Genomic DNA, 25386 nt, shown 5'->3' with positions numbered 1-25386 from the left:
GGGATTGTATAAGAGTTTGGCGGAATTTCACTTCACTTCGGCGGGATTCTCCATATTCTAGCGGTTATTCTGCCGTCAGCTGCTGGAATCCCGCCATCAACACAAATAATCCCGCCATGGTGGCGGGATTCATAGTTAACCTTTATATCCAAAGTCCGGAATTTTCGTCCAGCGCTGGCGAAGTTCGTGTGCAGATGCTTTCGGTTTGCGATCACGTGTGAAGATCCCCTTTTTGTTACCTTGTACACGCAAAATGCCTTGGCTTGTAGCAAAGTCGGCAAAGTTCCATACTTGTTCTCCAACGAATTCTTTGTATTCGTCAAACACTTCATGATTTACACGATAGTATTCAACTTGAAATTCTTCCGTAAACATGACCGGTGCGACATCATGTAAGCCGGCAACGGTGTCAGCACCGTATTCAGTAAACATAATTGGTTTGCCTGGGCAGCGTTTGAGCCAGCCATCAAACTCTTCACGCAGCTGTGCTTTGACGATGTCCCACTCACCTGATTCTACGTACCAGCCGTAGTAGCGGTTCAATGCGAGTACATCCACGATTTCTGCAATTTTGCATGTTTCCGGCGTAGACCATAAATGCGTCACAATGGTAACCGGGCGTTTTTGTGGATCGCACTCTCTTGTTAACTGAACGAGTGGCTCGAAGTATTCACGCGCGCCTTCTTCTTCGGACGCTGGTTCATTGGCTACAGACCACATGACGACACATGGGTGGTTTTTGTCACGCGCCACGAGCTCTTGAATGATTTGACGATGCTGTTTGTGAGTCCCGATATGTTCCCATGTGTTGCGCTTTTCACTAGCGCCCAACAATGTCGCTGCAAAGTTTAAGTGAACGCCAACAGCTGGAGTCTCATCAATGACAACAATTCCTTCACGGTCCGCAAGACGCATAATTTCTTCAGAGTATGGATAATGAGCCGTACGGAATGAGTTGGCACCGATCCATTTCATCAACTCAAAGTCCATTACGTTAACCGCTTCATCAAATCCTCTACCATGAACGGCTGTATCTTCATGTTTACCGAACCCTTTGAAATAAAACGGTTTGTTGTTGATGAGGAATTGGCTGTCTTTTACTTCTACCGAGCGAACGCCAACTGGCTGTTCATATACATCCACAGTGCTGCCGTCTTTTGTTAACTCGATTTTAAATGTGTACAAGTATGCATTCATCGGTTTCCACAGCTTTACGTCCGGAATTTGAATCGTTCCTTCTGCACCTGATGCTTCAGCAACGATGATACCCTCTTCATCCACCGCGCTTACTTTCACATCTGCTTCGCCTGCTATGTCAATTTTGTACTGAACAGCGCCATCGATATTTGGTATAACGGTTACGTCTTGTACATATGTGTTTGGTGTTGTATAAATTTTCACCGGACGATGAAGACCGGCATAGTTGAAGAAGTCAAAGTTCGGCTGATTGCGGATCACTTTGCCAACACCCGGCACATCGCGTTCCACATATTTTCCAACCGGAAGCGTTGTTTCGTTCAGAATGTTGTCTACTGCGACGGTCAAACGGTTTTTTCCGTTTTGCAGGTGACCTTTAAGGTCTGCTTCAAACGGCATAAATCCTCCAGAATGTTCAACAACGAGTTCGCCGTTTACATATACTTTTGCTTTATGCGTTGCAGATCCGAAACGAAGAACGATACGTTCAGATGAAAAAATAGACGGTACGGTAAATTCACGCTCGTACCACACCCATCCAACATGATTGCGGATTTCCGCTGTGACACCGATATCGTTATAGGAAGACGGAACAGCCATATTCATTGTATCCGTCAATGCATGCTCATACCATTTTTCATCAAGTCCATTGCCTGTATCTAATTTGAAATTCCATATGCCATTAAGATCAATAATGCTTCTCGTATCCGTTATAATTGGGTATAACATGTTTTCAACACTCCTTTTGTAAATGGTTACATTTAAATCATATGACTATCCTTGTTCTATAAAAAGGACTATAATTGCTTTATGAGGACACTATTAACATCCATTTGTTCATCAAACAAGGAAGTAGGAACATATGATACAGAAGTCAATCCGTTTATCTTCTACCCTTATGACATTATTTCATTTAACGAATATGAATGTATGTGCGGTCGGGCGTTCTGGGATGGTCATCGCATCACACGAGTCTCATGTGCCTTCGGAAGGGTCCATCCCCCTGCAGACGCAATCATTTCGTTTATTGAGCGAAGCCGCTTTTCAACATCCAGAGCGCTGTCACTTTCATACAAACAAAGCTGGTTTCACATTTGCGGCGAGTATTTTCGATGAGGAGACGGCGATCATTGCCGGACCTTTTTTCATCCAGATGCCCGATATTTCTACATTACATACGCCCTTTCAACTCGATGAAACGTTCATCCGCGATCTGCCTCTGATGAGCGAAGCGAAACAGAAAAGTTTGGCCAATATCTTGCACCAGAGCCATGCTTTACAGCAAGCACCCATTTCATTTATTGAACATCATGACATTCCTGATCAAAAAGCTGATGCATTTGCAGAGTCTGCTAATGTGGAATTAGTGAATCTGCGCTATAAGCTAAACAATGAGATGATGCGTGCAATTGAACACGGGGATGATCAAAGGCTGATTGAAATCAGAAAAGAAAGCGGGATTTTATTCGATTTTTCCGAGCGGTTCCCGAATCGCCCTGTGCGCGCAACGAAAAACATGATGATCATTTTAAATACGACTTTTCGGATTGCGGCGGATCGCGGCGGTGTTCCTCCTTTTTTGCTGCATCAATTATCAGAAAAATTCGCGCTCGCTATTGAACGAATTGACAGCATTAATACATTGACCAAGCTGAGTGAGTCGATGGGCATCGAATATTGTGCGCTCGTGAAAGAAAATGAATTATCCCGCTTTTCCCAACTCATTCAACGAGCACTTCGGTATTTACATGTTCACTTCAAAGATCCATTTAATGGACAAGAGATTGCGGATTCGTTAAATACCCATCCCTCTCACCTTTCCCGTCAATTCAAAAAAGAAACCAATATGACGATGACCGCTTATCTTCAGAAGTTGCGCATCAAGGAGGCAAAGCGGCTATTAAAAAAAGAGCATTCTTCGATTGATTGGATTGCCGGTTCTGTCGGCTTTGAAGATGCTTCTTATTTTGCACGTGTTTTTAAAAAAATAACCGGACAGACACCTAGTGATTGGCGTAACGATCGAAACTTAGAACAAAGTGAAACATTTAACGGCTAAGCAGTCCGTTTACTCTTCGTGCAAAAAAGGTATCCTAAAAGTCAGTATTGTCACACCGGCTTTTAGGATACCCTCTTTGTTTTATTTCATCAGGTTTGTATACGTTTTCAAAAAACTCTAATCTTTTTCCTCCTTTCTGAACAGGTGCTCTTCGAGGAGGAAAAAAATATAATACGTGTGGTTTTTTTAATCCGCTAATTAGTTAATTTACTAAACAAAATAATTAAGATTAGCTTATCATCCTATTTTATTTTTGTCAATATGAAACATTTATTCTATTTTGATTTTTCAATCTATTAAAGAATCCTACGATAAAGCCGGCAGGATTCGAATTGCCTTTATCTATCATATATTGACGGTTAATCAAATTCAATAAGCAAGTCATCTTGCCACATTTTATCCCCTTGTTTGACATGAGAGGTGAAAAATTGACCTTTTAAATTCACTTTGTCAATCCCGGTATTAATTAAAACTCCCGCACCACTCTCTGATGTGATTCCAACCGCGTGTTCCGTCGATAATAAGGTAGTAACGACCCCATCCATTGGTGAAACTTCATACGGCATTTTACTGCCGTTCAATTTAAAATAAGCTTCCATTCAATAAATATCCGACGTCCAATTCAATCCTATACACCTTCATTCTCGCTAAGATGAAACCAACTCGCGTATGAACGACACTAAAATGTTTTTTTCAAAGAAAAAAGGGTTGTCCTAGTCAATGATACTGACGTTTGGGACAGGACCCTCTTCTATGTTCGTCTAAAATTTCTTGAATGGCTTCATATTTTTAATCGCATTTCCCGTCAAGACGCTTCCATACTTCCTCGTACACACGCTTGAGTGGAATGCCTTGTTTCTCGGCAATGCGCCGGCATTCATCAAACTCCGGGGCTCGCTGTACCGTTTCTCCGTTATGAGATCCTTCTTTTACCGTCACTGGTCCCCACGGGGTTTCCACTTTTATAAAAGCCCGCTCAAGCCTGTGCACTGTTAACGGATAATAACGCACGCCGAGCGTCGTCGTTTCAGTAAATAAAACATCCTTCATTTTCGGGACTGAATCACTTGAACAAAGCAGTTGAAGTAGGACACCCGGACGATTCTTTTTCATAAAGATCGGCGTGTAGTAGACGTCATTAGCACCCGCCTCAAAGAGCAGCTCCATTACGTAACCGAGCCATTCACCTGAAATATCGTCCAGATTCACTTCCATTTTAACCATTTGATCATCGATATGCTCCTGATCTGGAGGGCGCTGATTCATCATCTGTTCATTCTTTTCCGACGACTACACGCAAAACATTCGGGTGATCTTTAAATGTTTTCGTACCAGCGCCATACCCAATTGAATCAATTGTCATCGATGGCATCGAACAAAACTCATCGGCGAGAACGGAAACAATCGCAGCGCCCGTCGGTGTTGTCAGCTCAAAACGAATATCACTTTTGGCGATCGGCACCCCTTTTAACATTTCAAGTGTCGCAGGAGCGGGAACCGGATACACGCCATGATCAATTTGGATTTTACCTGTGCCTACAGGTACCGGCGATGATTTAATGGATGTGATGCCCATCTGATCGATTAAAATAGCCGCACCGATAATATCGATAATCGAATCGACCGCACCAACTTCATGAAAATGAACCGTTTCAAGCGGCATACTGTGAATGTGTCCTTCTGCTTCACCAATCTTTTTAAAAATCGCCAGTGACATACGTGTGACCTCTTCATTAAAGCCTGCCGCTTTAATCATCTCGACAATATCCTTGTACGAGCGATGGGCGTGATGATGGTGATGGTCATGTGAATGATCATGGTCATGACTGTGATCGTGACTATGCGTATGACCCTGTTCGTGGCTGTGGTCATGACTATGCGTGTGATCGTGATCATGGCTGTGACCGCTTTCAGCCGCCAACTGTACATCAAACTTTATCGCCGTGATGCCGTTTTTCACCACTTTTCCCCATGATACCGCATATTCTTCTTCTATTTGCAGTTTCTTTAATTCGGCTTCCATTTTTACCGGGTCGGCGCCCGCATCAAGGAGCGCACCGATGACCATGTCTCCACTCATGCCAGAGAAACAGTCAAAATAAAGTGTCGTCATATTATTTCTCCCCTTTATGCGCTAGGCGGTGAATAAGTACGGCGTTATAAGCTGCTCCAAATCCATTATCTATGTTCACGACACTAACACCGGATGCGCATGAATTAAGCATGGATAAAAGAGCCGATAAACCGTTAAAGTTCGCTCCGTAACCGACACTTGTGGGCACTGCAATAATTGGGTTTGTGATCAGTCCACCGAGCACGCTCGGCAGCGCGCCTTCCATGCCGGCGACACAAACAGAGACATCTGCGTTTTGAATTTCTTCAATATTATCAAGCAGACGGTGCAGACCAGCTACTCCGACGTCATAAATACGACGGACATTGACACCAAGCGTTTCAGCTGTCACGGCTGCTTCTTCAGCTACCGATAAATCAGATGTGCCCGCGCACACAATCGCTATGTACCCATTTGTTTTCGGCTTTTCTTCCGTCCAGGCAAGTGTTCTAGCGATTTCATTATATTCAAACTCTGGGCAATTCTTTTGTACAATGACTGCTTTCTCAAGCGAAATGCGCGTCACCAGCACAGAGTCATTGCGCGCCCGAAGTGACTGGACAATCGTTAAAATCTGTTCAGCTGACTTCCCTTCACCATATACGATTTCTGGAAATCCCTGTCTGTTTTTCCGATGGTGGTCAATTTTCACGAATCCTAAGTTTTCATATGTCGACAGTTTTTCCTTTGCTTCTGCTGCCGTTAACATCCCATTCTGGACCTCTTCTAAAATACGATCGATTATTTGAACCACACACCTTTTTTAGAAATACTTCGTTACATCCGCAGCGAGTCGGACATATTTTCCATAAATGTCCTGATACACTTTATGATTCTCTTCATTCGGTACAACTACTTCACCCATTGGCAAGTTGTTCTTAATGTCTTCAAATGAATCCGTTTCTCCGACTGCTACAAGCGCTGTCCAAGCCGCTCCCCAGGCTGCACTATGGTGGCTTTCAGATACATACATATTTTTCCCAAATACATCCGCCATCATTTGAAGCCAGATCGGTGACCGTGCAAGACCCCCGTTTACATAAATCTTCTCAGAAGGACCTGCTAAGCGTTCAAGCGCCTCGCTAATTTGATATAAATTAAAGGTAATTCCTTCCAGAACCGCACGAACGAAATGTTCTTTCTGATGCGTAATAGACAACCCGAAAAAGTTCCCACGTGCGTGTTGATTCCAAAGCGGTGCCCGCTCGCCATTAATATAGGGCAAGAAAATAATTCCATCCGAACCCGGTCTGATGCGTCCCGCTTCTTTCGTAAACTCTTCATACGTTCCTTGATAGTTTAACAAGTTTTTAAGCCATTCAAGCGCGATCCCGCCATTATTTGTCGGGCCGCCAATGATCGATGCTTCTCCTGTAAACATGTAACAAAACGTTTCATGTTTTTCATTTGGACGGAACCCATTCGCCCACTGACGAACTGCTCCGCTTGTACCGGCAGTGATTGCCACCTCGCCTGGCAAAATAGCACCGCTGCCAAGGTTCGCAAGCTGTCCGTCCGCTGCGCCAATAACAAATGGAATATCTTCTGGTATGCCGATGTAATCGGCAATAATTTTATTTAAGCCTGTCAATATTTCTGTTGGAGGCACCGGACGCGACAACTGCTCTTTTTTCACGTTCAATAATTCAAGAATCTCCATGTCCCAATCGAGCGTTTCACCATTGAATAAGCCGGTGGCAGAAGCCATTGAATAATCGACGATGCGCTTATCAAACCACTGCAAAAGTAAATATTCTTTTACAGACATAAAATAAGCGGCTTTCTGGAACGGTTCGTAATCCGTTTCATTCATCCACAGAAGCTTGACAAGGGGAGACATTGGATGAATAGGTGTACCTGTTTTTTCATATAGCGCTATTCCATTCTCACTCATCAGACGCTCTGCTTGATCACTGCTGCGTCCATCTGCCCAAATAATGGCATTTGATAGCGCTCGGCCATTTTCATCAACACAAATAAGGGAATGCATCGCACACGAAAATCCAATACCTGCCAATTGATCCGGTGTCACACCCGCTTTTTGAATGGCCTCTTTTAAAACGAAAACAGAAGCAGATGTAAGTGCTTCTGGATCCTGCTCAACGTGGTTTAGCTCTGGATAAAATGATTTAGTTAACTGTTCGGATTCGGCAGTTACTTTTCCACTTCGATTAAAGACGACTGCTTTAACACTCGTTGTACCGATATCCAGTCCTATAACGTATTCTTTAGGCATGTTGTTCATCCTTTTCTAGTGCTTTGTTCATACTGCCACTTTTATAGCCGACAAGATCCAGTGACACATATGTATAACCAAATTGCTGCAGTCTTTTAGCAATGGCCGTGTGATACTCAAGAACACGCCCCATATCCCGAGGCTCTACTTCAATTCGCGCTGTATTTCCATGCGTCCGAACCCTTACTTGCCGGATTGATAACGATTTTAAATAGGCTTCTGCCTTTTCCACTTTTGTCAGCTTTTCTTTTGTGATCGTTTCCCCATAGGCAATGCGGGAAGACAAACAGGCAAAGGATGGTTTATCCCACGTCGGCAAATCAAAATGACGGGACAGCTCTCTTATTTCATCCTTAAATAAATTTGCTTCCTGCAGTGGACCACGAATGTTTTTTTCTTTCGCCGCTTTCATCCCTGGACGGAATTCATTCATGTCGTCTGCAATCACGCCATATACGATATGATTAAACGCTTGCTTGTTCAAAATCGGAATAAGGTGATCAAACAGGCTGCTTTTGCAAAAATAGCATCGGTTCTGATCATTTTCTGTATACCCTGGAATCGCTAATTCCGACGTTTCAATGACCGTGTGCTTCACACCAATATGTTTAGCCAGCTTCCTTGCTTCTTCCAGTTCTGTGGACGGATATGTTTCGGAATCCGCTGTAACGGCGAGTACTTGCTCCGGACCAAGTGTATCGACAGCTGCTTTCAGCAAAAATGTACTGTCCACTCCACCTGAAAACGCAACGACAACAGAATCCATTTCACGGAGAATCGACTGCAGCTTTCCGTATTTTTCATTTACCATTACGATTCATCCTTTCTGTTAAATCGTCATACTGCCAAATCCGCCATCAACGCGGATCAGCGTACCCGTCACAAAACTGGATGCTTTGTCAGACGCAAGCCACACTGTCGCTCCCTGCAATTCATCCGGATCACCGAAACGGTTCATTGGTGTATGATTCATAATAGAAGCAACGCGTTCTTCACTTAAAATCTTTCGGTTTTGTTCAGCTGGGAAGAAGCCTGGGATAATCGCATTCACACGAATTCCATCTTGGGCAAATTCACGTGCTAAAAATTGCGTCACACTGTTTAACCCGGCTTTTGAAACAGAATAAGTGAACACTTTTGACAGCGGTGTTGTCGACGAAACAGATGAAATATTAATAATGCTTCCCTGTCTGCCTTGCTCGATCATTTTTTTAGCGAACACCTGGCATGTTACAACAATACCTTTCAAGTTTACGTCCATAATAGTATCCCATTCGTCCATGTCAAGATCGAAAAACGGTGTCGCGCTATTTGTACCAGGTGCATTTAATAAAATATCCCAACCGCCAGACCATTCTTCAATAGCGGTTGCTGCTGCTTCAAGCGATTCTTTCGAGACGACATCTGCCTGAAATGCTTTCGCTATGCCGCCTAATGCTTCAATTTCTTTGACGACTTCATTTGCTTTATCAAGGTTACGGCCAACAATCGCCACTTTTGCGCCGTGAGTGGATAGCCCCTTTGCCATGGATGAGCCAAGAACACTGTTCCCTCCGATCGCGACGGCCGTTTTTCCTGTTAAATCAAATAATGTATTCACAGTAGATCCCCCTGTTTTCTCTATCGTTTTTAAAACAAATTTCCGTTTTGATCGAATGAAAGCTCTTCCGCTTCTGTCACCGCTTCAAGTTGCACATGATCCTGCACGTATGGAAGCAATGCTTCGGATACTTCAATTTCACTGACTTCAAGTGTATTTTTAATACGAACCATTTTTACTTTTGAAAAATCAAGGATATTGCTCGTTTTGATAGCCGCTTGAATGGCTTCTTTATCATTCGCAAGGGTAGTTGCAATTTTTGTCGGTGCGACCACCGTTGATGTCAGACCATTCGCATACGTTACTTCGAGATCCATTTTGTCAACAAGGCGTTGGGTCGTAAAATCGGCTGTGCCGACACCGTTCGCATTCCCTTCTGTCTCGTCTGTCAAGTCAAGCACGAGCATTTTCGTTACATCTGGCCCGCCGTGCGCATATGGTGTTGGGTAGCGGCCCGTAATATTCGGGTCCATGCCATCACCACTAATGTTTTTACCGATTTGATCAATAACAAGTACATCCAACTGTTCGAAAAACAGTTTTGGGAGCAGTTCTTTTGCTTTCACTTGAAGTTCTATTTCTTTTTCTTCAATTTCTTCTGACGCTAGCACTTCAACGACCGACACTTTATCAAAGGCATTTTCGACCGTTGCAATACCGAACAATACCGGCAGATGCTCCATAATCATTTTCGCCATTGCCGGCACGTGCACCGCCATATGTTTAAAGCCCAGCTGGTGGCACGCTTCTGCTCCTTTTTGCTTGCCTAGACCGATACTAATCATTTTCATAATGCCACTTTCAACAGGTCCGCGAAAAGCGGTATGCGGCTTAATACGGTTAATGACGACAATGCCATCCGCTTCAGATGTGTATTTATCTACGTAAACCGGCAGGCCGTTTGGCAATTCCCCAACTTTAATGACTTCCATCGAAGATCGAATTTCCGCACCGGTACTTTCTTCTGTTACACCGAGATGTTTCAAAACGTCAATTTGCCCTTCGGCTGTTGCACCGCCGTGGCTGCCCATGCTTGGTACGATAAACGGCTTTGCACCCATTTCTTTTAAAAAGGCAACGGTCATCGCTGTAAGTTCAACAATCCGGTCTACTCCTCGGCTTCCGACTGCAATGGCAATCGACATGCCTGGTTTGATTTTTTGACGGATGACTTCGCGCTCAAATTCCTTTTTTAAAATGGCTGCCAGATCATTGATTTTTTGATTATCAAACTTCTGTCTTACTTTCACCATTTTCGGTACAGGAATGTCTTGAACAAGATCTTGAATGATCCCCATTTTTATCTCCCTCCTTATCGCTCCAAAAAGTAACTCTTAGCATTATCATACCCAATATTTCGTACCATTTGCTCAAGGAATGCCGAACTATTCGGTGCTTTCCCCTGTTCAACCCATTCTCCAAGAATATTGCATAAAATACGGCGGAAATAATCGTGTCGCGTATAAGAAATAAAGCTGCGGGAATCCGTCAGCATTCCAATGAAGTGGCCTAGTAAACCGACACTTGCAAATGTTTTCATTTGCTGTTCCATTCCATCAATATGATCATTAAACCACCAGGCAGAACCTAATTGAACTTTCCCCCGGATCCCTTCTTCAAAGAAGTTGCCCATCATTGTCGCAAGCACATCGTTGTCTTTGCGGTTTAAGTTAAAGAGAACGGTTCTTGGCAAAGCACTTTCTTGTTCGAGTGCGTCAAGGAAATGAGATAATCCTTCCGCTACATCACCATCACCGATCGAATCAAATCCTGTATCCGACCCAATTTTTTCTTTCATCGCCGTATTATTATTGCGGATCGCACCCATATGAAGCTGCATTACCCACTCTTTTTCAGCATACATCTTGCCAAGTTCTTTTAAAACGAAGGAACGGTAAGCAAGTAAGTCCTCGCTTGTTAACTCTTCTCCACTGATCCGTTTGTTAAAGACTGCTTCCGCTTCGTCTTTCGTCGTTTCTTTATACACCATTTTCGGAATATCGTGATCCGATGCTCGTCCACCATTTTCATTGAAGAAATCAACCCGGTTTTGAAGTCCGGCTAAAAGATCATTGAATGATTCTACGTTCAAACCGGAAACACTCGCCAATTTGCCAAGCCAGTCTGTAAATGCGGGACGTTCAATAAAAAGAGCTCCGTCCGGACGGAATGTCGGGGCGATAGTTGCTTTAAATGAATCATCTTCTTTCAGCAACTTGTGATAACGAAGATCCGATGCTGGATCATCTGTTGTACCAATAAATAATACGTTTGATTTTTCAATAAACGATCTTGGATCATATCCAGGTGACTCAAGCTTTTCATTACATTCATCCCAAATTTCTTTAGCCGTTTCCGGTGTCAGCAATTTTTCGATGCCAAAGTATTTTTTTAATTCCATATGTGTCCAGTGGAAAAGCGGATTGCCTATTAAATGTGGTACTGTCTTTGCCCAGGCCTGAAACTTTTCCCAATCACTTGCCTCACCCGTAATAAGTGACTCACTCACACCGTGCATACGCATTAATCGCCACTTATAATGATCGCCCGCAAGCCAGAGCTGCGTGATGTTTTCAAACGGTTTATTTTCCCATACCTCTTTCGGACTGAGATGACAGTGGAAGTCGAAAATTGGCGTATCTTTCGCCGCTTTTTCATATAAGTGTACAGCTGTCTCATTACTTAATAGAAAATGATCACCTAAAAATTTTTTCATATTGTACCCTCTCCTATTTTATGTTAATGTATTTTTTAAGTTAAAAATTGTAAACATTTTCAAAACGATATAATTAATCAAAAAAAAAATTATCTTTTAATTTGTTTACTAAACAAATTAACTATGCTATTTAATTTATCATGTCTCTGTATTCTACGTCAATAAACCTTTCTCAGAGATAAAAACCTGTATAATAAAAGAATACACTTATGAAGGAGGATTATACATGGCTGCTGGTGATGCCGCTTACATAAAAAAAATAAACCGTTCACTTATTGTTCAAAAAATTATTGAAAGAAAAATGATTTCTCGGGCGGATTTATCAAAATTAACCTCTTTAACAAGAGCGACTATTTCCGCTCAAGCAGCGGATTTGCTTGAAGATGAACTTATTGTAGAAACACATCCCGAACATTATGGCGTAGGAAGACGCCCGATTATGCTATCTGTGAACCGATCAGCCGGTTTTATACTTGGCATTGATCTCGATTATGGGCTGTTAACGTTTGCTTTATCTGATTTGCTCGGTCAGCCAGTGTCGATCTATACAGTCGAGATAGAGGCGACTGACTATGAAACGATTCTCCATCTTTTAGTCAAGCACATTCAACTTTTCGAAAAAGAATGTACAGAAAGCCGCTATGGCTTAGTCGGTATCGTTATTGGAGTTCACGGTCTAGTGACAAAAGATGAAACTATTCATTACGTCCCTCGTTTCGGGTGGCAGGATACTCACATAAAAAATGACCTAGAAAAAGCAACGGGATTCCCTATTTGCATCGAGAATAATGCTAATTTATGTTCTTTCGCAGAACGCGTTTACGAGCACCATGAAACTGAAAATTTATTATGTGTAAGCCTTTATTCTGGAATTGGACTTGGTGTGATGATGAACGAAGAATTTTTCAAAGGGCATGATGGCTTTGCAGGTGAAGTCGGTCATACTATTATTATGCCGGGCGGAAAACCGTGTAATTGCGGCAACTATGGCTGCTGGGAACAATACGCGTCGGAATCCTCTTTTTTCAACGAGCTATCGAAAAAGAAAGGTCAATCGAATATTTCCTATAAAGACGTGCACCAATGGCTACAATCAGGAGATCAAGTCGTTGTTGAAATGATGGAACAATTCATTTATTTTTTAACAATCGGCCTAAACAATTTGATTAATGCATACAATCCGGAAGTCATCGTTTTAAACAGCGAACTCCTCCAGCTCAGCCCTCAGTCTATTGAGCAAATTGAATGCAATTTAAAGTCTACTATCAGTCAATACCGGGAATTATCTCTTTCAAAGCTTGGGACAAAGGCTTGCGTCTTGGGGGCCTGTGCGCTCGGTATTAAACACTTTTGGGATGTACCATCTATGAATCTATCGATTGATGAAACTGAAACGAGCGCTGATGTGACAGTTAGTCATGAGGAGCACAATCAATAAAAAGAACTCAGGTAAAGAGCGCCACGTCCTGCGGCAATACGTGAGTGACCGGCTTCAGCCGGTCCGAACCAATTGGGCTTTTACAGGCAGTTAATCCATCGCTTATCCTTCTTTTCTTTTCGACGTCTTGAAGCGGGGGTCTTACGCCCGTTAATAAGGGATAAAATGAAAGAGCCATCTCCATAGTAGAGATGGCCTTTTTCATGTTCTTTTACTTCATCCACTCCGTATGGAATGAACCTTCTTTATCAATTCGTTTATACGTATGAGCACCGAAATAGTCACGTTGCGCTTGAATTAAGTTCGCAGGCAGCGTTTCTGTGCGGTAGCTGTCAAAATACACAATTGCACTTGAGAATGACGGTACTGGAATACCACGGTCCACAGCCATTGTCACGACACGGCGAAGTGCTGATTGATAGTTTTGTACGATCCCTTGGAAATATTCATCAAGAAGCAAGTTTGCAAGGCTTGGATCGCGGTCGAATGCTTCTTTAATTTTTTGCAGGAATTGTGCACGGATAATGCAGCCTCCGCGGAAAATCATCGCGATATCCCCGTAGCGAAGATCCCATCCATATTCTTCTGATGCCGCTTTCATTTGAGCAAATCCTTGCGCATATGAACAAATTTTGCTCATATAAAGCGCCTGACGGACTGCTTCGATCATTTCTTTCTGATCACCGTCAAATGGTGTTACTTCAGGTCCTGTTAATCGCTTGCTTGCCTGTACACGTTCATCTTTCAACGCAGAAATGAAGCGGGCAAATACAGACTCCGTAATAATAGAAAGCGGTACACCTAGGTCAAGTGCGTTCTGACTTGTCCACTTGCCTGTGCCTTTTTGACCGGCAGCGTCTAAAATGACATCGATAAGCGGTTTACCTGTTTCATCGTCTTTTTTCTTGAAAATATCAGCTGTAATTTCGACTAAATAGCTGTCAAGTTCGCCTTGATTCCATTCTGCAAATACTTCATGCAGTTCGTCCGTTGAAAGGCCGAGCATATGCTTCATGATGAAATAGGCTTCTGAAATCAACTGCATGTCACCGTACTCAATACCGTTATGCACCATTTTTACGTAATGACCTGCACCATCAGGACCGATATATGTGCAGCATGCGTCATCGCCTACTTTTGCGGAAATGGCTTCTAAAATCGGACGAACGAGTTCAAATGCCTCACGCTGACCACCCGGCATAATAGAAGGACCTTTTAGTGCCCCTTCCTCTCCGCCTGATACACCAGTTCCAACGAAATGAAGGCCAAGACCTGCAAGTTCTTTATTGCGGCGGACCGTGTCTTGGAAGAAGGTGTTTCCACCATCGATCAAAATGTCCCCTTTGTCAAGATAAGGCTTTAACGATTCGATCGTTGCATCTGTTGCAGCACCCGCTTTAACCATAAGCAAAATTTTACGCGGCTTCTCAAGAGAAGCAACAAATTCTTCGGCGCTGTATGTTCCTTTGAAATTTTTCCCTTCTGCCTCTTCTTGAAGAAAAGCTGTCGTTTTATCAGCAGAACGGTTATAAACAGCAACTGAGTATCCTCTGCTTTCAATATTTAACGCTAGATTTTTTCCCATTACTGCCAGACCGACTACCCCAAATTGTTGTTTCGTCATCTGAATTTCCTTCCTTTCCACTCCCGTTTATTTTTTATTTAGCAGATGTGATACGAATGAACTTCCTGCCTGCTTTTCAACTTATCTAAACCTTCTGATAAAGCATGCTTTGAATATACGTCAGCTTTCGTTCTTTCGTCAATTTTCTACTTCTCTATTATTTCGTCAAACTTTATTTATTTTCCTGCAAAAAAATATCGATTTTTGTCAATATTCAAAAAATATATCTACTTATGTCAACATTATCGTGATCTTAAATATGCTTTTTTACTTTTGATCAATTTTTGAAGCACTGAACTTGAATTTCCACCGAGTGCGGCCCATTTTTTTTCATGCCCCTCCAAATCGTTCAGCGTCAAGTATTCATAATCATTGCCATCAAACGTTCCATCAAGATTAATCTGGTACCAGAGATCGCCGTTCGGCCGGATCCAATCGCTGCCTACGGATTCAATGCCTCGGCGGATTTCACGGACAGCAAGCAAATATTTTTTATGACCGGTCGCGTTGTATGCATCAATAAGCATATTTGCTTCACCGAGCGCATGATTAAGGGAGGCGTGAATGCGCTGTTTGCCTTGCTGCGGCGAATAATAATCAGCTGGCAAGTATCCCTTTTCAGTGCGTACAACGTTGCCGATGCTAATTAAATTAAGCAGATAGTCGCTGTATTCAGGTAACGTTTTTTCCAGTTCTGGCACACCAAGTTCTTTGCCGATCCGATGCAAATAAATTACGATTAACTCATTATGACGCGTATCCACGTACGGCGCTGTAATATTATACTTTTTCTTTAACCACGTGCTCGTATATTCTGTTTTCCAGATGACATCTTTTTTTGATTCACGGTACGCCCATACATTCGCTGCTGATTGAACGGTTAAATTGTAAAAATAGCGTTCTTTGTATTTAAAATAGCGATCGATGGCTTCTTTTTCAATGAGTGTACCCATATGACGGCCGTATCCATCTTTCGTAAATGGCTCCACAGACCATGGTAATTTTTTCATTGAGCCATCCACTGTAAACCAGTTGTTTACTTCCTTATAATTTGTCTGCTGGAATTTAATCCAGTCATTCAAGTTGTCGGTTTGTTCAAACAGTGGTGCTTCTGCAAGCAAAAACCATTGCTCGCTTATTTCACCACGGCCGGCAGTCATCGTAAATTCAACACCTTCTTTTGAATGCTGCAATGTATTTTTTTCCGTCAGCAGCTCGCGCACTGTACTTTCACGGCCGCTTCCGTACAATTCATTCAATTCACGTGACGTAAACGTGTGGCTCATGACCAGCTCGTTCATAAATTCACGATTGTTCGTGTAGCGGAACAGACCGGCCGGTGGCTTTGTTTCATCCACACCTGTAACATCATCGTGCACCCGTTTTGGAATGTTTTTCGTCCAATCAACAAAATAATAATCATCGGCAGACGGAATTTGCACCTTGCCCTTTACGGTCCCTTCGCCACTTATACGCAGCATAACAAATCGATCGCCATTGTTCATTTTCCGTACTTTCACTGTTAAGGCAGCCTTGTGTCCGACGTTATAACGATAGTTTGTATCTTCATAAAGAGAATGGAGTCCTTCTGGATTCGATTCTTTTTTCAAAGATAAATAATCTGCTTCAAGAAGGAGTGATTTGTCACCAATCGAAATGATTTGCGGTTCCGTAATAGGTGCCGCTTCGGAACTTGCCTTGCAGCCGGCCAGTATCAATACAGCTAAGATGATGGTCCATTTTCTCACGATAAACTGCTCCGGTTTCGTCTAATCATACTGAGCAATTTACGGAAGCCGTCTTTATAGAAGAAAAACAGTCCAACTACATATAAAATGGCACCGATTGGCACGAGAATAGCGAGCTGCCATAATGAATACCATTCATCGACAAGTGGACGGATGAAATAAAGAGGCAAAACCATAAATACGGTCACAATTGCCGTACGAACCAGTAATCCAATAAGTCTTGCAGGCTCTGATTTATCGAAGTCTTTATAAACAAAAATGGTACAGGCCGTTAAATAATATAGTGAAACGAGTGAACTGGTGAGTGCGAGTCCCGGATAGCCAAATGGACCGATGAAAAGCCAGTTTAAAAGCACATTAATGGCGATCGTAAACACGCTGATCCGGAAGACGATTTTCGTTTTCCCTTGCGCATACATTGCTTTTGCAACGATGTACTGCATTCCCTGTGTCACAATCATGGGTAAGTAATAAATGAGTGCAATGTATGTATGATGCGTATCTTCAGCTGTAAATTTACCCCGTTCATAAATGAAGGACAATGCGGGTTCTCCAACGACGTAAAGACCGGCTGCGATGGGGGAGAGCGTTAGCAATGAAATTTGCATGCCGCTGAAAAACGTATTTTGAAAGCTTTTGCGATCATTCACTTGTTCAGCTAGAAGAGTAAATATAATAACAGCAATCGTCGTCGCATAAATCGTATGCGGAATGGACGATAAAAGCTGTGCGTAATTCAAATAAGAAACAGGCCCTTCTCCTATCCCCGATGCGAAACCTTTATTAACAAACACATTGATTTGGCCGACGACAGAGCTGAGAAGTGCCGGTGCTAACAGTACGAGGAAAGATTGCTGAAACTCTTTATCGACCGACAAAACCGGCTGCCATCTGTAGTCCGTTTTATACAGATAAAAAAATTGAACAAAAATGCCGAGAATCGTACCGACCATAAAGCCGTAAGCAAGGCTCGCAATGCCCCACTGCTCCGAGAAAAGAAGAGCGAATGCGACACCGACAATTGTTTGAAGGAGCTTTGCAATCTGCGAAGGTACAAAAACGCGTCTTCCCTGCAAATAAGAATCTAAAATACTTGTTAATGCAATGAATGACATGAACACGAAGAAAAATTGCGTAATCGAAACAGCCGTTTCTTCTGTCAATAATGGCATATTTCCAAAAATGAGTGGCACGAACCACGGTGCTAAAATGAAACCGATTATTGAAATAACGATAAATAAAAGGAACGTTACATTCATAACTCCGTTTGCGCTTTGGTCTGTTTGTTCTGGATTTTCTTTCCGTTTCTTTACATACATCGGCAAAAATACATTATTAAATCCACCTGCAATCATAGCGATGACCAATGTAATAAATGAAAACGCAAGCAAATAGCCATCTGTGTAACTGCTGACACCAAATTGATAGGCTATAATACTTTCACGCAAAAAGCCCGACAATTTGACAACGAGCGCGAGCAATCCGAGCCAAAGCGCTGTTTTTTTCAATGACATAATATATATACACCCCAATATCTCTTAAATTCCCCTACTTATTTTACCCTATTCTCAATTATCATGCGAGAGCCGGACGGATAAATGGAATAATTACCCACAACAAGCGAATCTCGCTGCAGTCATTGATCATCCCGTCGTAAATACAGTAATCCCGCCATAGCGTGTTTGCTAGGCGGGACTCCGTTTCTATTTTTTACCTGCAACAGGCAAAATATTAATATAGTCGCTATAAATATAGCCTTCTGCACTCGTTGGAATGTCTGATACAACTTTTGTCCATTCACCTTGCTGCAAGATTGCAACTGGCATTCTACTTAAATTGTATGTGTATAGAAGACTTCCATTGGCACTTGTGCGTACATTTAAGTCCATTGTATTCGTGAAACCTAATGTATATTGGCCAAAGTCCTTTAAACCGAGTTCTTTATCGATCGTTCTCATATGACCGCCGACTTTTGCTCCCCAGAATGGATCCGATGCATACTTCACATTAATGCCGTTCGATTTTGTTCCCGGTGCAGCACCGTATGAACGCCAATCGCCAGGTGTGAGATAGCCACCTCTCCAATCCCCATCTGCACCAGCAAAATATTCATCTGCCAAATGCATAATACCTGCTTCTACCGTTTCAAATGACTTTCCTTTTTCAGGATTGTTATCATATACTTGAATGCCGAACAAATTATTGTTGTTGTATGCATGACTGCTTGTGCCGTAATCACTTTCATGAATAGCCATTGCCAGCACCATCAAAGCATTGACATGTTTCTCTTTTTCTACTTTTTTCAGTGAAGCGCCAATACCAAGCAATTTACTCTTTGTCGATGCATCTTTATAACGTGCCGCACCTGTTGCTTCCCGTTCAGCCACAACTTTCTTAATATAAGCATCCAGTTCAGCTGCTGTATAATTTGTCGTTGTACGAGCATTTAGATATTGGAAATATTGATATTCCCGTCCAATAATCTGACCAGCCTCATTGAAAAAACTAAAACCATCCCAGCTATAATATTTTTGACCGCTTCTCATAAATGATGGCGCAATACCGGCATTATAAGACGAGTACGTATTGTTTTCAATCCCATAAATGGAATGAACGAGCGACCCATTTACATTTTGATAGTAACCGCGTCCTTTCGCTCCCTCAAATGGAACGAGCATCGCATCGCCCGGTTTCATATAGTAATCTTCTCCACCAATATATACTTGCACATATTGATCAGTAGATGTGACATATTTCAATTCAGTTGTTGTGTACACGATCTTTGATGCATTTTTCGGATTTGCTGACACGTATGTTTTCGCTGTTTTTAACGCAGGATCCGTGTACAGATTCACTGTCGCTCCGCTGGCTGGTTTAGCAAATACCATTCCAGCATTGGATTTCATATATATAATTTCCCCATCTTTTGTCACAAGCTCAGAGCCACTCGTGTTCATCGCCTGTTTTGCAAGATCAAAAGATTCATAGGATACGGCAGAACGTGTTACATGGCCATCTGCATCAATATTTGCCGTTTGATATAATTTTGCCGGCGGCTTCGGTAATTCACCTTCAAGAAGCCGGTAAATAAACGCCGCTGCCTGATCACGCTGAGCGTTTGCATCCGGGCGGAACGTATTATCCGGGAATCCGGAAATAATCCCTAAGTTAACACTCTTTCCAATCGCAATTTTATGCGTTGAGCTCAAGCCATCCATATCCGAAAACGTTGGTGCGACGTATTCTGCTTTCTTGTTCAAATACGCGAGTGCATTGTCAATCATCAGCGCCATATCTTTACGGACAATTGTCGATTTCGGATAAAAATTCCCATCCGAACTACCTTTAATAATGCCCGCTGCTGCCGCTGCATTTATGTAAGATGCTAGTTTACCGGCCGACGATACATCTTTAAACACATCTGGACCAGTTGGAAGTTCAAGTGCGCGCGCTAAAAACGTCGCAAATTCTTCACGAGTTACATTATTACCTGGTCGAAATGTACCGTCCTCATATCCACTCATAATGCCTGCTTCAATAATGGACCTTAGTTCTGCCTCAAGTTTAATACCAGTTACATCATCAGCTTGTACTTTCATGTTTAATGACGGCAAAATGGGGAATAGTAAAACAAGCGCCATCACAATTGAGATTGCTTTTTTCATCATAGATCGGAACTCCCTTCAAGGTGGTGGCCTATTTTTGATGCTTCTATTATTATATAAAAAAACAGCCCCAGTGTAAGAGCCGGGACCGTTTTTTATCGTTCTTATTGTGCATTCATAGCATTATAGATTGCAACGGTAAATGCTTCACGAGTTGCATTGTGGGTACCGTAGAATTTTTCACCTATGAAAAGACCTGTTTTATCGATAGATGCCATCGTGACGATGCCTTCATATGCCCAATGACTTGAACTGATATCTGTGTATAATACGCTTGCTGCTGCTGTTTGTGACATTTTTAGTTCAAATGCACGTTGGATGATTACAGCCATTTCGTTGCGTGTCATTTCTGCGTCAGGACGGTATGTTTTATCAGCAAATCCGGTAATGATGCCTGCTTCACGCATTGCTGCGATATCATAAGCGAAACGATATGATTTAGGTACATCTTTAAAATGGCTCATCACTTCTGGTTGAATGTTCAAAACACGGTTGATGATTGCTGCTGCTTGTCCGCGTGTTACTTTCGCTTCCGGACGGAATGTGTAATCTTCAAAACCTGTAATGACTTCTTTATCTGTTAATGTTTTAATTGCTTCATATGTTGTTTCTGATTTTGCGATGTCTGTAAACCAGTCAGGTTCGTTTATAATGCGTTTCGCGCCTGCATATTTTGGTCCCCAGTACGAGTTGTTTAATGAAACAAGATCAATTCCAGCACTAGATGTAGCATTCAATACCATGTTACCGCCTGCGTATACACCAACATGTGAAATACCTTTGCGATATGTATTGGCAAAGAATATAAGATCTCCTGGTTTTAAATCACTTTTTGCTATCGAAGTGCCAACTTGATATTGTTGGTCTGTTGTACGTGGCAAAGAAATATCTGCTGCATGTTTATATATATATTGTGTAAATCCGGAACAATCAAATCCACTTGGCGTTGTTCCACCAAAGACATAAGGGACACCCATAAATTTTTTACCGTAAGCCACGATTGATTCTCCGACAGACGCTGCTTCTGTTTTAACAGATGTTAGCGGGGACAGAGTGAAAAGCATGATTGCGGCGATTAAAGCAGTTATTGCTTTTTTACAACTGTTCACCATAAACCTCCCAGTTTCTCTTTCGTTCTCCATATTTTCTCACTGATGTAATTGTAGCAAACTTAAACCTCAAATAGTTTTACGTTTCTATTACATTAAAATATCGTTATATTACGTTGATTTGACAGCATTCCCTAGCATTTTTCTATGAAAGTTTCAATTTCCTGTTTATTTATCCTATCATTCCCCTAATTCCCCTAACATCCCTGTAATATTGACACGAAATTGAAATAAAACTGAAAATTCGCATTACAAAAGACCCGATTCGTATATTTCACGAATCGGGTCTTGTTTTTTATTAGCGTATTTCTTCATTTATGGCACGAGCAAGGAATGCTGAGAACTCCGCACGGTTCATGTGGGCTGACGGACGGAATGTACCATCCGCGTATCCACCCGCAATATTGGCAGCAACGATGCCGTTAATATACTGATAGCCTGTCACTTTTGCTGTAACATCTACCACCGTTCCTGATTCTGAAGGCGCTATTTTATAGGCACGAGCAATCAAGATGGCCATTTCAGAACGTGTTACAGGTGTACCTGGACGGAATGTACCGTCGCTAAAGCCCGAAACAATCCCGGCATCAAGCAAACCTTGCACGTAGCCGGAAGACGAAACATTTGCGGTCACATCTTTAAAGGCAGTGTTGCGTACTGTTCCGTCAAGACCGAGTGACTGTCCAATCAACACAGATGCTTCCCCTCGTGTAATGCCTGCTTCTGGACGAACGGTGCCGTCGCTGAAACCTGTCATGATGCCTTCATGATATAAATACACCATGTAGCGATCGTACCATTTTGTTGCACGTAAGTCGCTTATTTTTGGTTCTTCTATCGTTGCTTTTAATGTAATAAACGATACTTCGTCTTCTACTCCATTCACAACTGGATGGAAATAATACGTCACCGTTCCTTGCGATGCATAATCGATCCATTCGTCTTCTGTTTCATTTTTCCCAACGAACGTTTCACCACGGTATACGTTAAAAGTGCCGAATCGAGCAGAAAGATCACTCGTATCAAATATCACTTTTCCTTTTGTATCGGTTGTATAAGGTATGGTAATTCCATGATTGATTGGGTTTTCATCAACCTGCACAAGGCCGAAGCCGAAATAAGCATCGCGGCCTGCCGCGCCTAAATCAACGGCATTTTTCTGCAAAAGTGATCGAATTTGAATGTTTGTCATTTCCGGATACTTTTCTTTATACAGCGCCGCAAGACCTGTTACATAAGGAGCTGCCATTGACGTTCCGCTTGAGTATTGATAACCGGATGCATGAATGGATAGCGGATACGTGCTGTAAATCTTCACGCCTGGAGCTGTTAATTCAACTTCTTTCCCGAGTGATGACAGCGGGTCGATCTTTTTGTATTGATCAATAGATGAAACTGCAATAACACTTTCAAATTTCGCAGGGTATTCAACCGATGATGCAGAGCCGCTTACAGGTGCTCCTGTATTACCTGCCGCCGCTACAATTAGCATGCCTGATTTATATGCTTTTTGCATCACTTCCTGCAACGCTATTTCGTTCACCGGTGTTGTAATGCTGACATTTAAAATGTCCATTTTTTGTTTCATCGCCCATTCAACACCAGCAATCATTGTGCTTGTCGTACCAAGTCCATATTCATCAAGCACTTTAATCGCATAAAGTTTGGATGATGGTGCAACACCGACTGTTCCGAATGTATTATTATTCGCTGCGATAATCCCCGCTACGTGTGTACCGTGACCGTAATCATCTTTGTACGATTCCGGACAGCCATTTTTGTCGACGATTGTCATCATGCAGACACCGCCGGCAATCCGGTTTTGCAAATCAGGGTGACTCGTATCAACACCAGAGTCGAGTACACCAATTTTCACATCAGCCCCAGTTAATGTGGCTGGTACAAGATTTTGCGCCCCCACCATTTTGTATCCGTATGGGACCGACTGTGCTGATGATTTGACCGGCATATCGTACGTAATGGAGGCTACATCCGGTGACATCCCCAATGCTTTTTTTTGTACATCTGTTACTATAATCGATGCAGCTGGGATTTCTTGAAATATGTACTCGATTGATTCCGAATATTGCTCAAGCAATTCATTGTCCACTTTCTCATCAAACATAATTACCGCCTGTCTACCATCAATCGTGTTTGCTTCGAACACTGCAGGGGTAGCGATGAAGAAGAAAAAAGCGGCGAAAAGCAGTGCAGGCAAATATTTTGAAATACCTATGTCGATCACCTCTTTCTTCTAACTAAAAATAAAGAGAAGCCGTATGCCTCTCTTTATTGTACCGTTTACACGATGAATATTCTATTTATATATTTACCTATTTTGCAACATCATAAAGCGGTGATACTTCATACCCTTTAGCATCATAATAGTCCAAAATACCGTAGTAAATGGCTTTAGACATGATCTTCATCGAATAATCCGATTTCATTTTGGCTGCATCCCCTGCATTGGATATGAACCCTAGCTCGGCTAGTGCTGCCGGCATGTTGTTTTCACGAAGCACAGATAAATCGCCTGGCTTTACTCCACGATCTTTTAAATTCCATGCGGCCAACATACGTTTCTGTATTTTCGTTGCGAGCAATTTGCTGTCTGCCACATACGGATTTCCTGCTGCATAATAATACGTTTCCGTCCCGCTTGCACTGGCCGACGCAGCATTCACATGGATGCTAACAAAAACATCACCGCCATTGTCTTTGGCAAAAGTAGACCGGGTTTTCAACGGAATAAACGTGTCGGTAGAACGGGTCATTTTCACATTAAACGGCGTTTGTTTCAATAAGTCATTCACTTGAAGCCCCGTTTTCAGCACTACATCTTTTTCTTTCAGCCCATTTCCAATCGCTCCTGGATCTGTGCCTCCATGCCCTGGATCAAGAATGATTGTTTGACCGGAAAGGCGTGAATCCGCTCCGTGAATCGGATTATCTGGTGTTGTTGTAGTCTGCTCTTCTGTATTACGAAGATAATATGTACTGACAAAACCAGTTGTGCTGCCTGATTTGATATATGTCCAGCCCGCAATATCATGCGCCCCAATTATTTTTGTATCTTTCGCCAGTTTCCCTACAGAAGCATATGATGTAGATGGACCTGAACGGATATTTAAGTCACCAACATTTGCCCACAATGTTTTTGTAAAACTTGAAAACGTTTTTGTGCGAAACTCTGGACTAATCGCACGGGCAAGGAAAACCGCGAAGTCAGCACGTTTAATGATCTGATCCGCGCCAAAGGAACCATCTTCTAAACCGCTCGCAATCCCGCGTGATGTTAATGCATTTGCGGCACCAGATAACGTTCCGCCAAAGTTATAATTGAATGCTTTTGAAAGCATTACGGCCATTTCACCGCGTGATACTTCGTTATATGGTAAAAACCGTCCGCCATCGTAGCCTGAGAGAATCCCTTTTTCAACTGCAGACTGTATGTAGCCCGATGCAAAACTGCCAGAACTGACATCTTTAAAATTAGTGACACGCTGAGTACCGTCAAGCTGAAGTGCACGGCCGATGAATGCCGCTGCTTCCATACGTGTAACCGTTTTGTCCGCACCAAAGATAGTCGCTGACGATCCATTAGCAATTCCTCCTTCCGCCAGATAGTTGACTTCTTTCGCTGCACGGTTAGGTACATCAATAAAGCCTGCTGCACTGGCATTCTGTCCAAAACCAACTAGAGGAACTGTCAATAAAAGCACCATTACGACAAAGAAAAATCTTTTTTTCACTATTATGTCTCCTTTATTAAAATTTACCACTTTAGTCTAGCATATAAATATTAATCTAAACACCTCTCTTTATGTATGTTTGTCGAAGAAACCGCTATTTTAATAGATTCTCCCTAAAAATGTAATAAC

The 25386-nt window shown here is 42.4% G+C and carries 20 protein-coding genes; 2 read left to right on the top strand and 18 right to left on the bottom strand.

The window, feature by feature from the left end; translation table 11 throughout:
* Positions 1 to 135: 135 nt before the first annotated feature.
* A complete protein-coding gene (gene uidA, locus BLL40_RS04845; RefSeq protein ID WP_073710782.1) occupies positions 136 to 1926 on the bottom strand; it encodes a beta-glucuronidase in 1791 nt (596 codons plus the stop codon).
* 133 nt (positions 1927 to 2059) lie between these two features.
* Between uidA and BLL40_RS04840 the strand changes: the two genes are divergently transcribed.
* Positions 2060 to 3256 (top strand): AraC family transcriptional regulator, encoded by a 1197-nt coding sequence (locus BLL40_RS04840; protein ID WP_073710781.1) that lies wholly within the window; start codon positions 2060 to 2062, stop codon positions 3254 to 3256.
* A 359-nt stretch (positions 3257 to 3615) separates the two neighbouring features.
* Here the strand turns inward: BLL40_RS04840 and BLL40_RS04835 are convergent, their stop codons facing one another.
* The 9 genes from BLL40_RS04835 to uxaC form a co-directional block, all read right to left on the bottom strand.
* Positions 3616 to 3855 carry a PTS glucose transporter subunit IIA gene (locus BLL40_RS04835; RefSeq protein ID WP_245797888.1) on the bottom strand — a complete coding sequence of 80 codons (240 nt, stop codon included), beginning with the start codon at positions 3853 to 3855 and terminating at the stop codon, positions 3616 to 3618.
* Positions 3856 to 4045: 190 nt separating this feature from the next.
* Positions 4046 to 4525, bottom strand: coding sequence for a nickel pincer cofactor biosynthesis protein LarC2 (larC2, locus tag BLL40_RS17985; RefSeq protein ID WP_073710780.1), 480 nt, complete (start codon positions 4523 to 4525; stop codon positions 4046 to 4048).
* Between the two features lie 4 nt (positions 4526 to 4529).
* Positions 4530 to 5369 carry a nickel pincer cofactor biosynthesis protein LarC gene (gene larC / locus BLL40_RS17980; protein WP_073710779.1) on the bottom strand — a complete coding sequence of 280 codons (840 nt, stop codon included), beginning with the start codon at positions 5367 to 5369 and terminating at the stop codon, positions 4530 to 4532.
* A gap of 1 nt (position 5370) precedes the next feature.
* Positions 5371 to 6114 carry a nickel pincer cofactor biosynthesis protein LarB gene (larB, locus tag BLL40_RS04820; RefSeq protein WP_073710845.1) on the bottom strand — a complete coding sequence of 248 codons (744 nt, stop codon included), beginning with the start codon at positions 6112 to 6114 and terminating at the stop codon, positions 5371 to 5373.
* A gap of 18 nt (positions 6115 to 6132) precedes the next feature.
* On the bottom strand, positions 6133 to 7605 hold the full coding sequence (locus BLL40_RS04815) for a gluconokinase (protein ID WP_073710778.1): 1473 nt from the start codon (positions 7603 to 7605) through the stop codon (positions 6133 to 6135).
* Positions 7598 to 8416 carry an ATP-dependent sacrificial sulfur transferase LarE gene (gene larE / locus BLL40_RS04810; RefSeq protein ID WP_073710777.1) on the bottom strand — a complete coding sequence of 273 codons (819 nt, stop codon included), beginning with the start codon at positions 8414 to 8416 and terminating at the stop codon, positions 7598 to 7600. Before larE ends, BLL40_RS04815 begins: the two co-directional genes overlap by 8 nt.
* An 18-nt stretch (positions 8417 to 8434) precedes the next feature.
* Entirely contained in the window at positions 8435 to 9205 is a 771-nt protein-coding gene (locus BLL40_RS04805; RefSeq protein WP_073710776.1) for an SDR family oxidoreductase, read from the bottom strand.
* A 29-nt stretch (positions 9206 to 9234) separates the two neighbouring features.
* Positions 9235 to 10503: a nickel pincer cofactor-dependent isomerase, group 22 gene (locus BLL40_RS04800; RefSeq protein ID WP_073710775.1), complete on the bottom strand. Its 1269-nt coding sequence runs from the start codon at positions 10501 to 10503 to the stop codon at positions 9235 to 9237.
* 14 nt (positions 10504 to 10517) lie between these two features.
* Positions 10518 to 11921 carry a glucuronate isomerase gene (gene uxaC / locus BLL40_RS04795; protein ID WP_073710774.1) on the bottom strand — a complete coding sequence of 468 codons (1404 nt, stop codon included), beginning with the start codon at positions 11919 to 11921 and terminating at the stop codon, positions 10518 to 10520.
* A 226-nt stretch (positions 11922 to 12147) separates the two neighbouring features.
* On the opposite strand from uxaC, the gene BLL40_RS04790 reads away from it, so the two are divergent.
* A complete protein-coding gene (locus tag BLL40_RS04790) occupies positions 12148 to 13359 on the top strand; it encodes an ROK family protein (protein WP_073710773.1) in 1212 nt (403 codons plus the stop codon).
* A 7-nt stretch (positions 13360 to 13366) separates the two neighbouring features.
* On the opposite strand, the gene BLL40_RS17325 is transcribed toward BLL40_RS04790, so the two are convergent.
* The 8 genes from BLL40_RS17325 to BLL40_RS04750 all read right to left on the bottom strand — a co-directional run bounded on the left by BLL40_RS17325 (position 13367) and on the right by BLL40_RS04750 (position 25260).
* Entirely contained in the window at positions 13367 to 13564 is a 198-nt protein-coding gene (locus BLL40_RS17325) for a hypothetical protein (protein WP_073710772.1), read from the bottom strand.
* 6 nt (positions 13565 to 13570) lie between these two features.
* Positions 13571 to 14983, bottom strand: coding sequence for an NADP-dependent phosphogluconate dehydrogenase (gene gndA / locus BLL40_RS04780; protein ID WP_073710771.1), 1413 nt, complete (start codon positions 14981 to 14983; stop codon positions 13571 to 13573).
* Positions 14984 to 15225: 242 nt separating this feature from the next.
* Positions 15226 to 16731, bottom strand: coding sequence for a hypothetical protein (locus BLL40_RS04775; RefSeq protein ID WP_073710770.1), 1506 nt, complete (start codon positions 16729 to 16731; stop codon positions 15226 to 15228).
* Positions 16728 to 18245, bottom strand: a complete 1518-nt coding sequence (gene murJ, locus BLL40_RS04770) for a murein biosynthesis integral membrane protein MurJ (protein ID WP_173799892.1) — start codon at positions 18243 to 18245, stop codon at positions 16728 to 16730. Before murJ ends, BLL40_RS04775 begins: the two co-directional genes overlap by 4 nt.
* Positions 18246 to 18434: 189 nt before the next feature.
* Positions 18435 to 20399 carry an S-layer homology domain-containing protein gene (locus tag BLL40_RS04765; RefSeq protein ID WP_083566297.1) on the bottom strand — a complete coding sequence of 655 codons (1965 nt, stop codon included), beginning with the start codon at positions 20397 to 20399 and terminating at the stop codon, positions 18435 to 18437.
* 101 nt (positions 20400 to 20500) lie between these two features.
* Positions 20501 to 21508 carry a C40 family peptidase gene (locus tag BLL40_RS04760; protein ID WP_073710769.1) on the bottom strand — a complete coding sequence of 336 codons (1008 nt, stop codon included), beginning with the start codon at positions 21506 to 21508 and terminating at the stop codon, positions 20501 to 20503.
* Positions 21509 to 21803: 295 nt separating this feature from the next.
* Positions 21804 to 23750, bottom strand: a complete 1947-nt coding sequence (locus BLL40_RS04755) for a S8 family peptidase (RefSeq protein WP_073710768.1) — start codon at positions 23748 to 23750, stop codon at positions 21804 to 21806.
* 88 nt (positions 23751 to 23838) lie between these two features.
* Positions 23839 to 25260 carry an N-acetylmuramoyl-L-alanine amidase gene (locus BLL40_RS04750; protein ID WP_083566315.1) on the bottom strand — a complete coding sequence of 474 codons (1422 nt, stop codon included), beginning with the start codon at positions 25258 to 25260 and terminating at the stop codon, positions 23839 to 23841.
* Positions 25261 to 25386 lie beyond the last annotated feature (126 nt).

The organism is Domibacillus mangrovi, from assembly GCF_001906925.1.
GTDB classification, from domain to species: domain Bacteria; phylum Bacillota; class Bacilli; order Bacillales; family Domibacillaceae; genus Domibacillus; species Domibacillus mangrovi.
The sequence above is the reverse complement of the archived record's forward strand: the minus strand, read 5'-3'. Positions and strand labels throughout refer to the sequence as shown.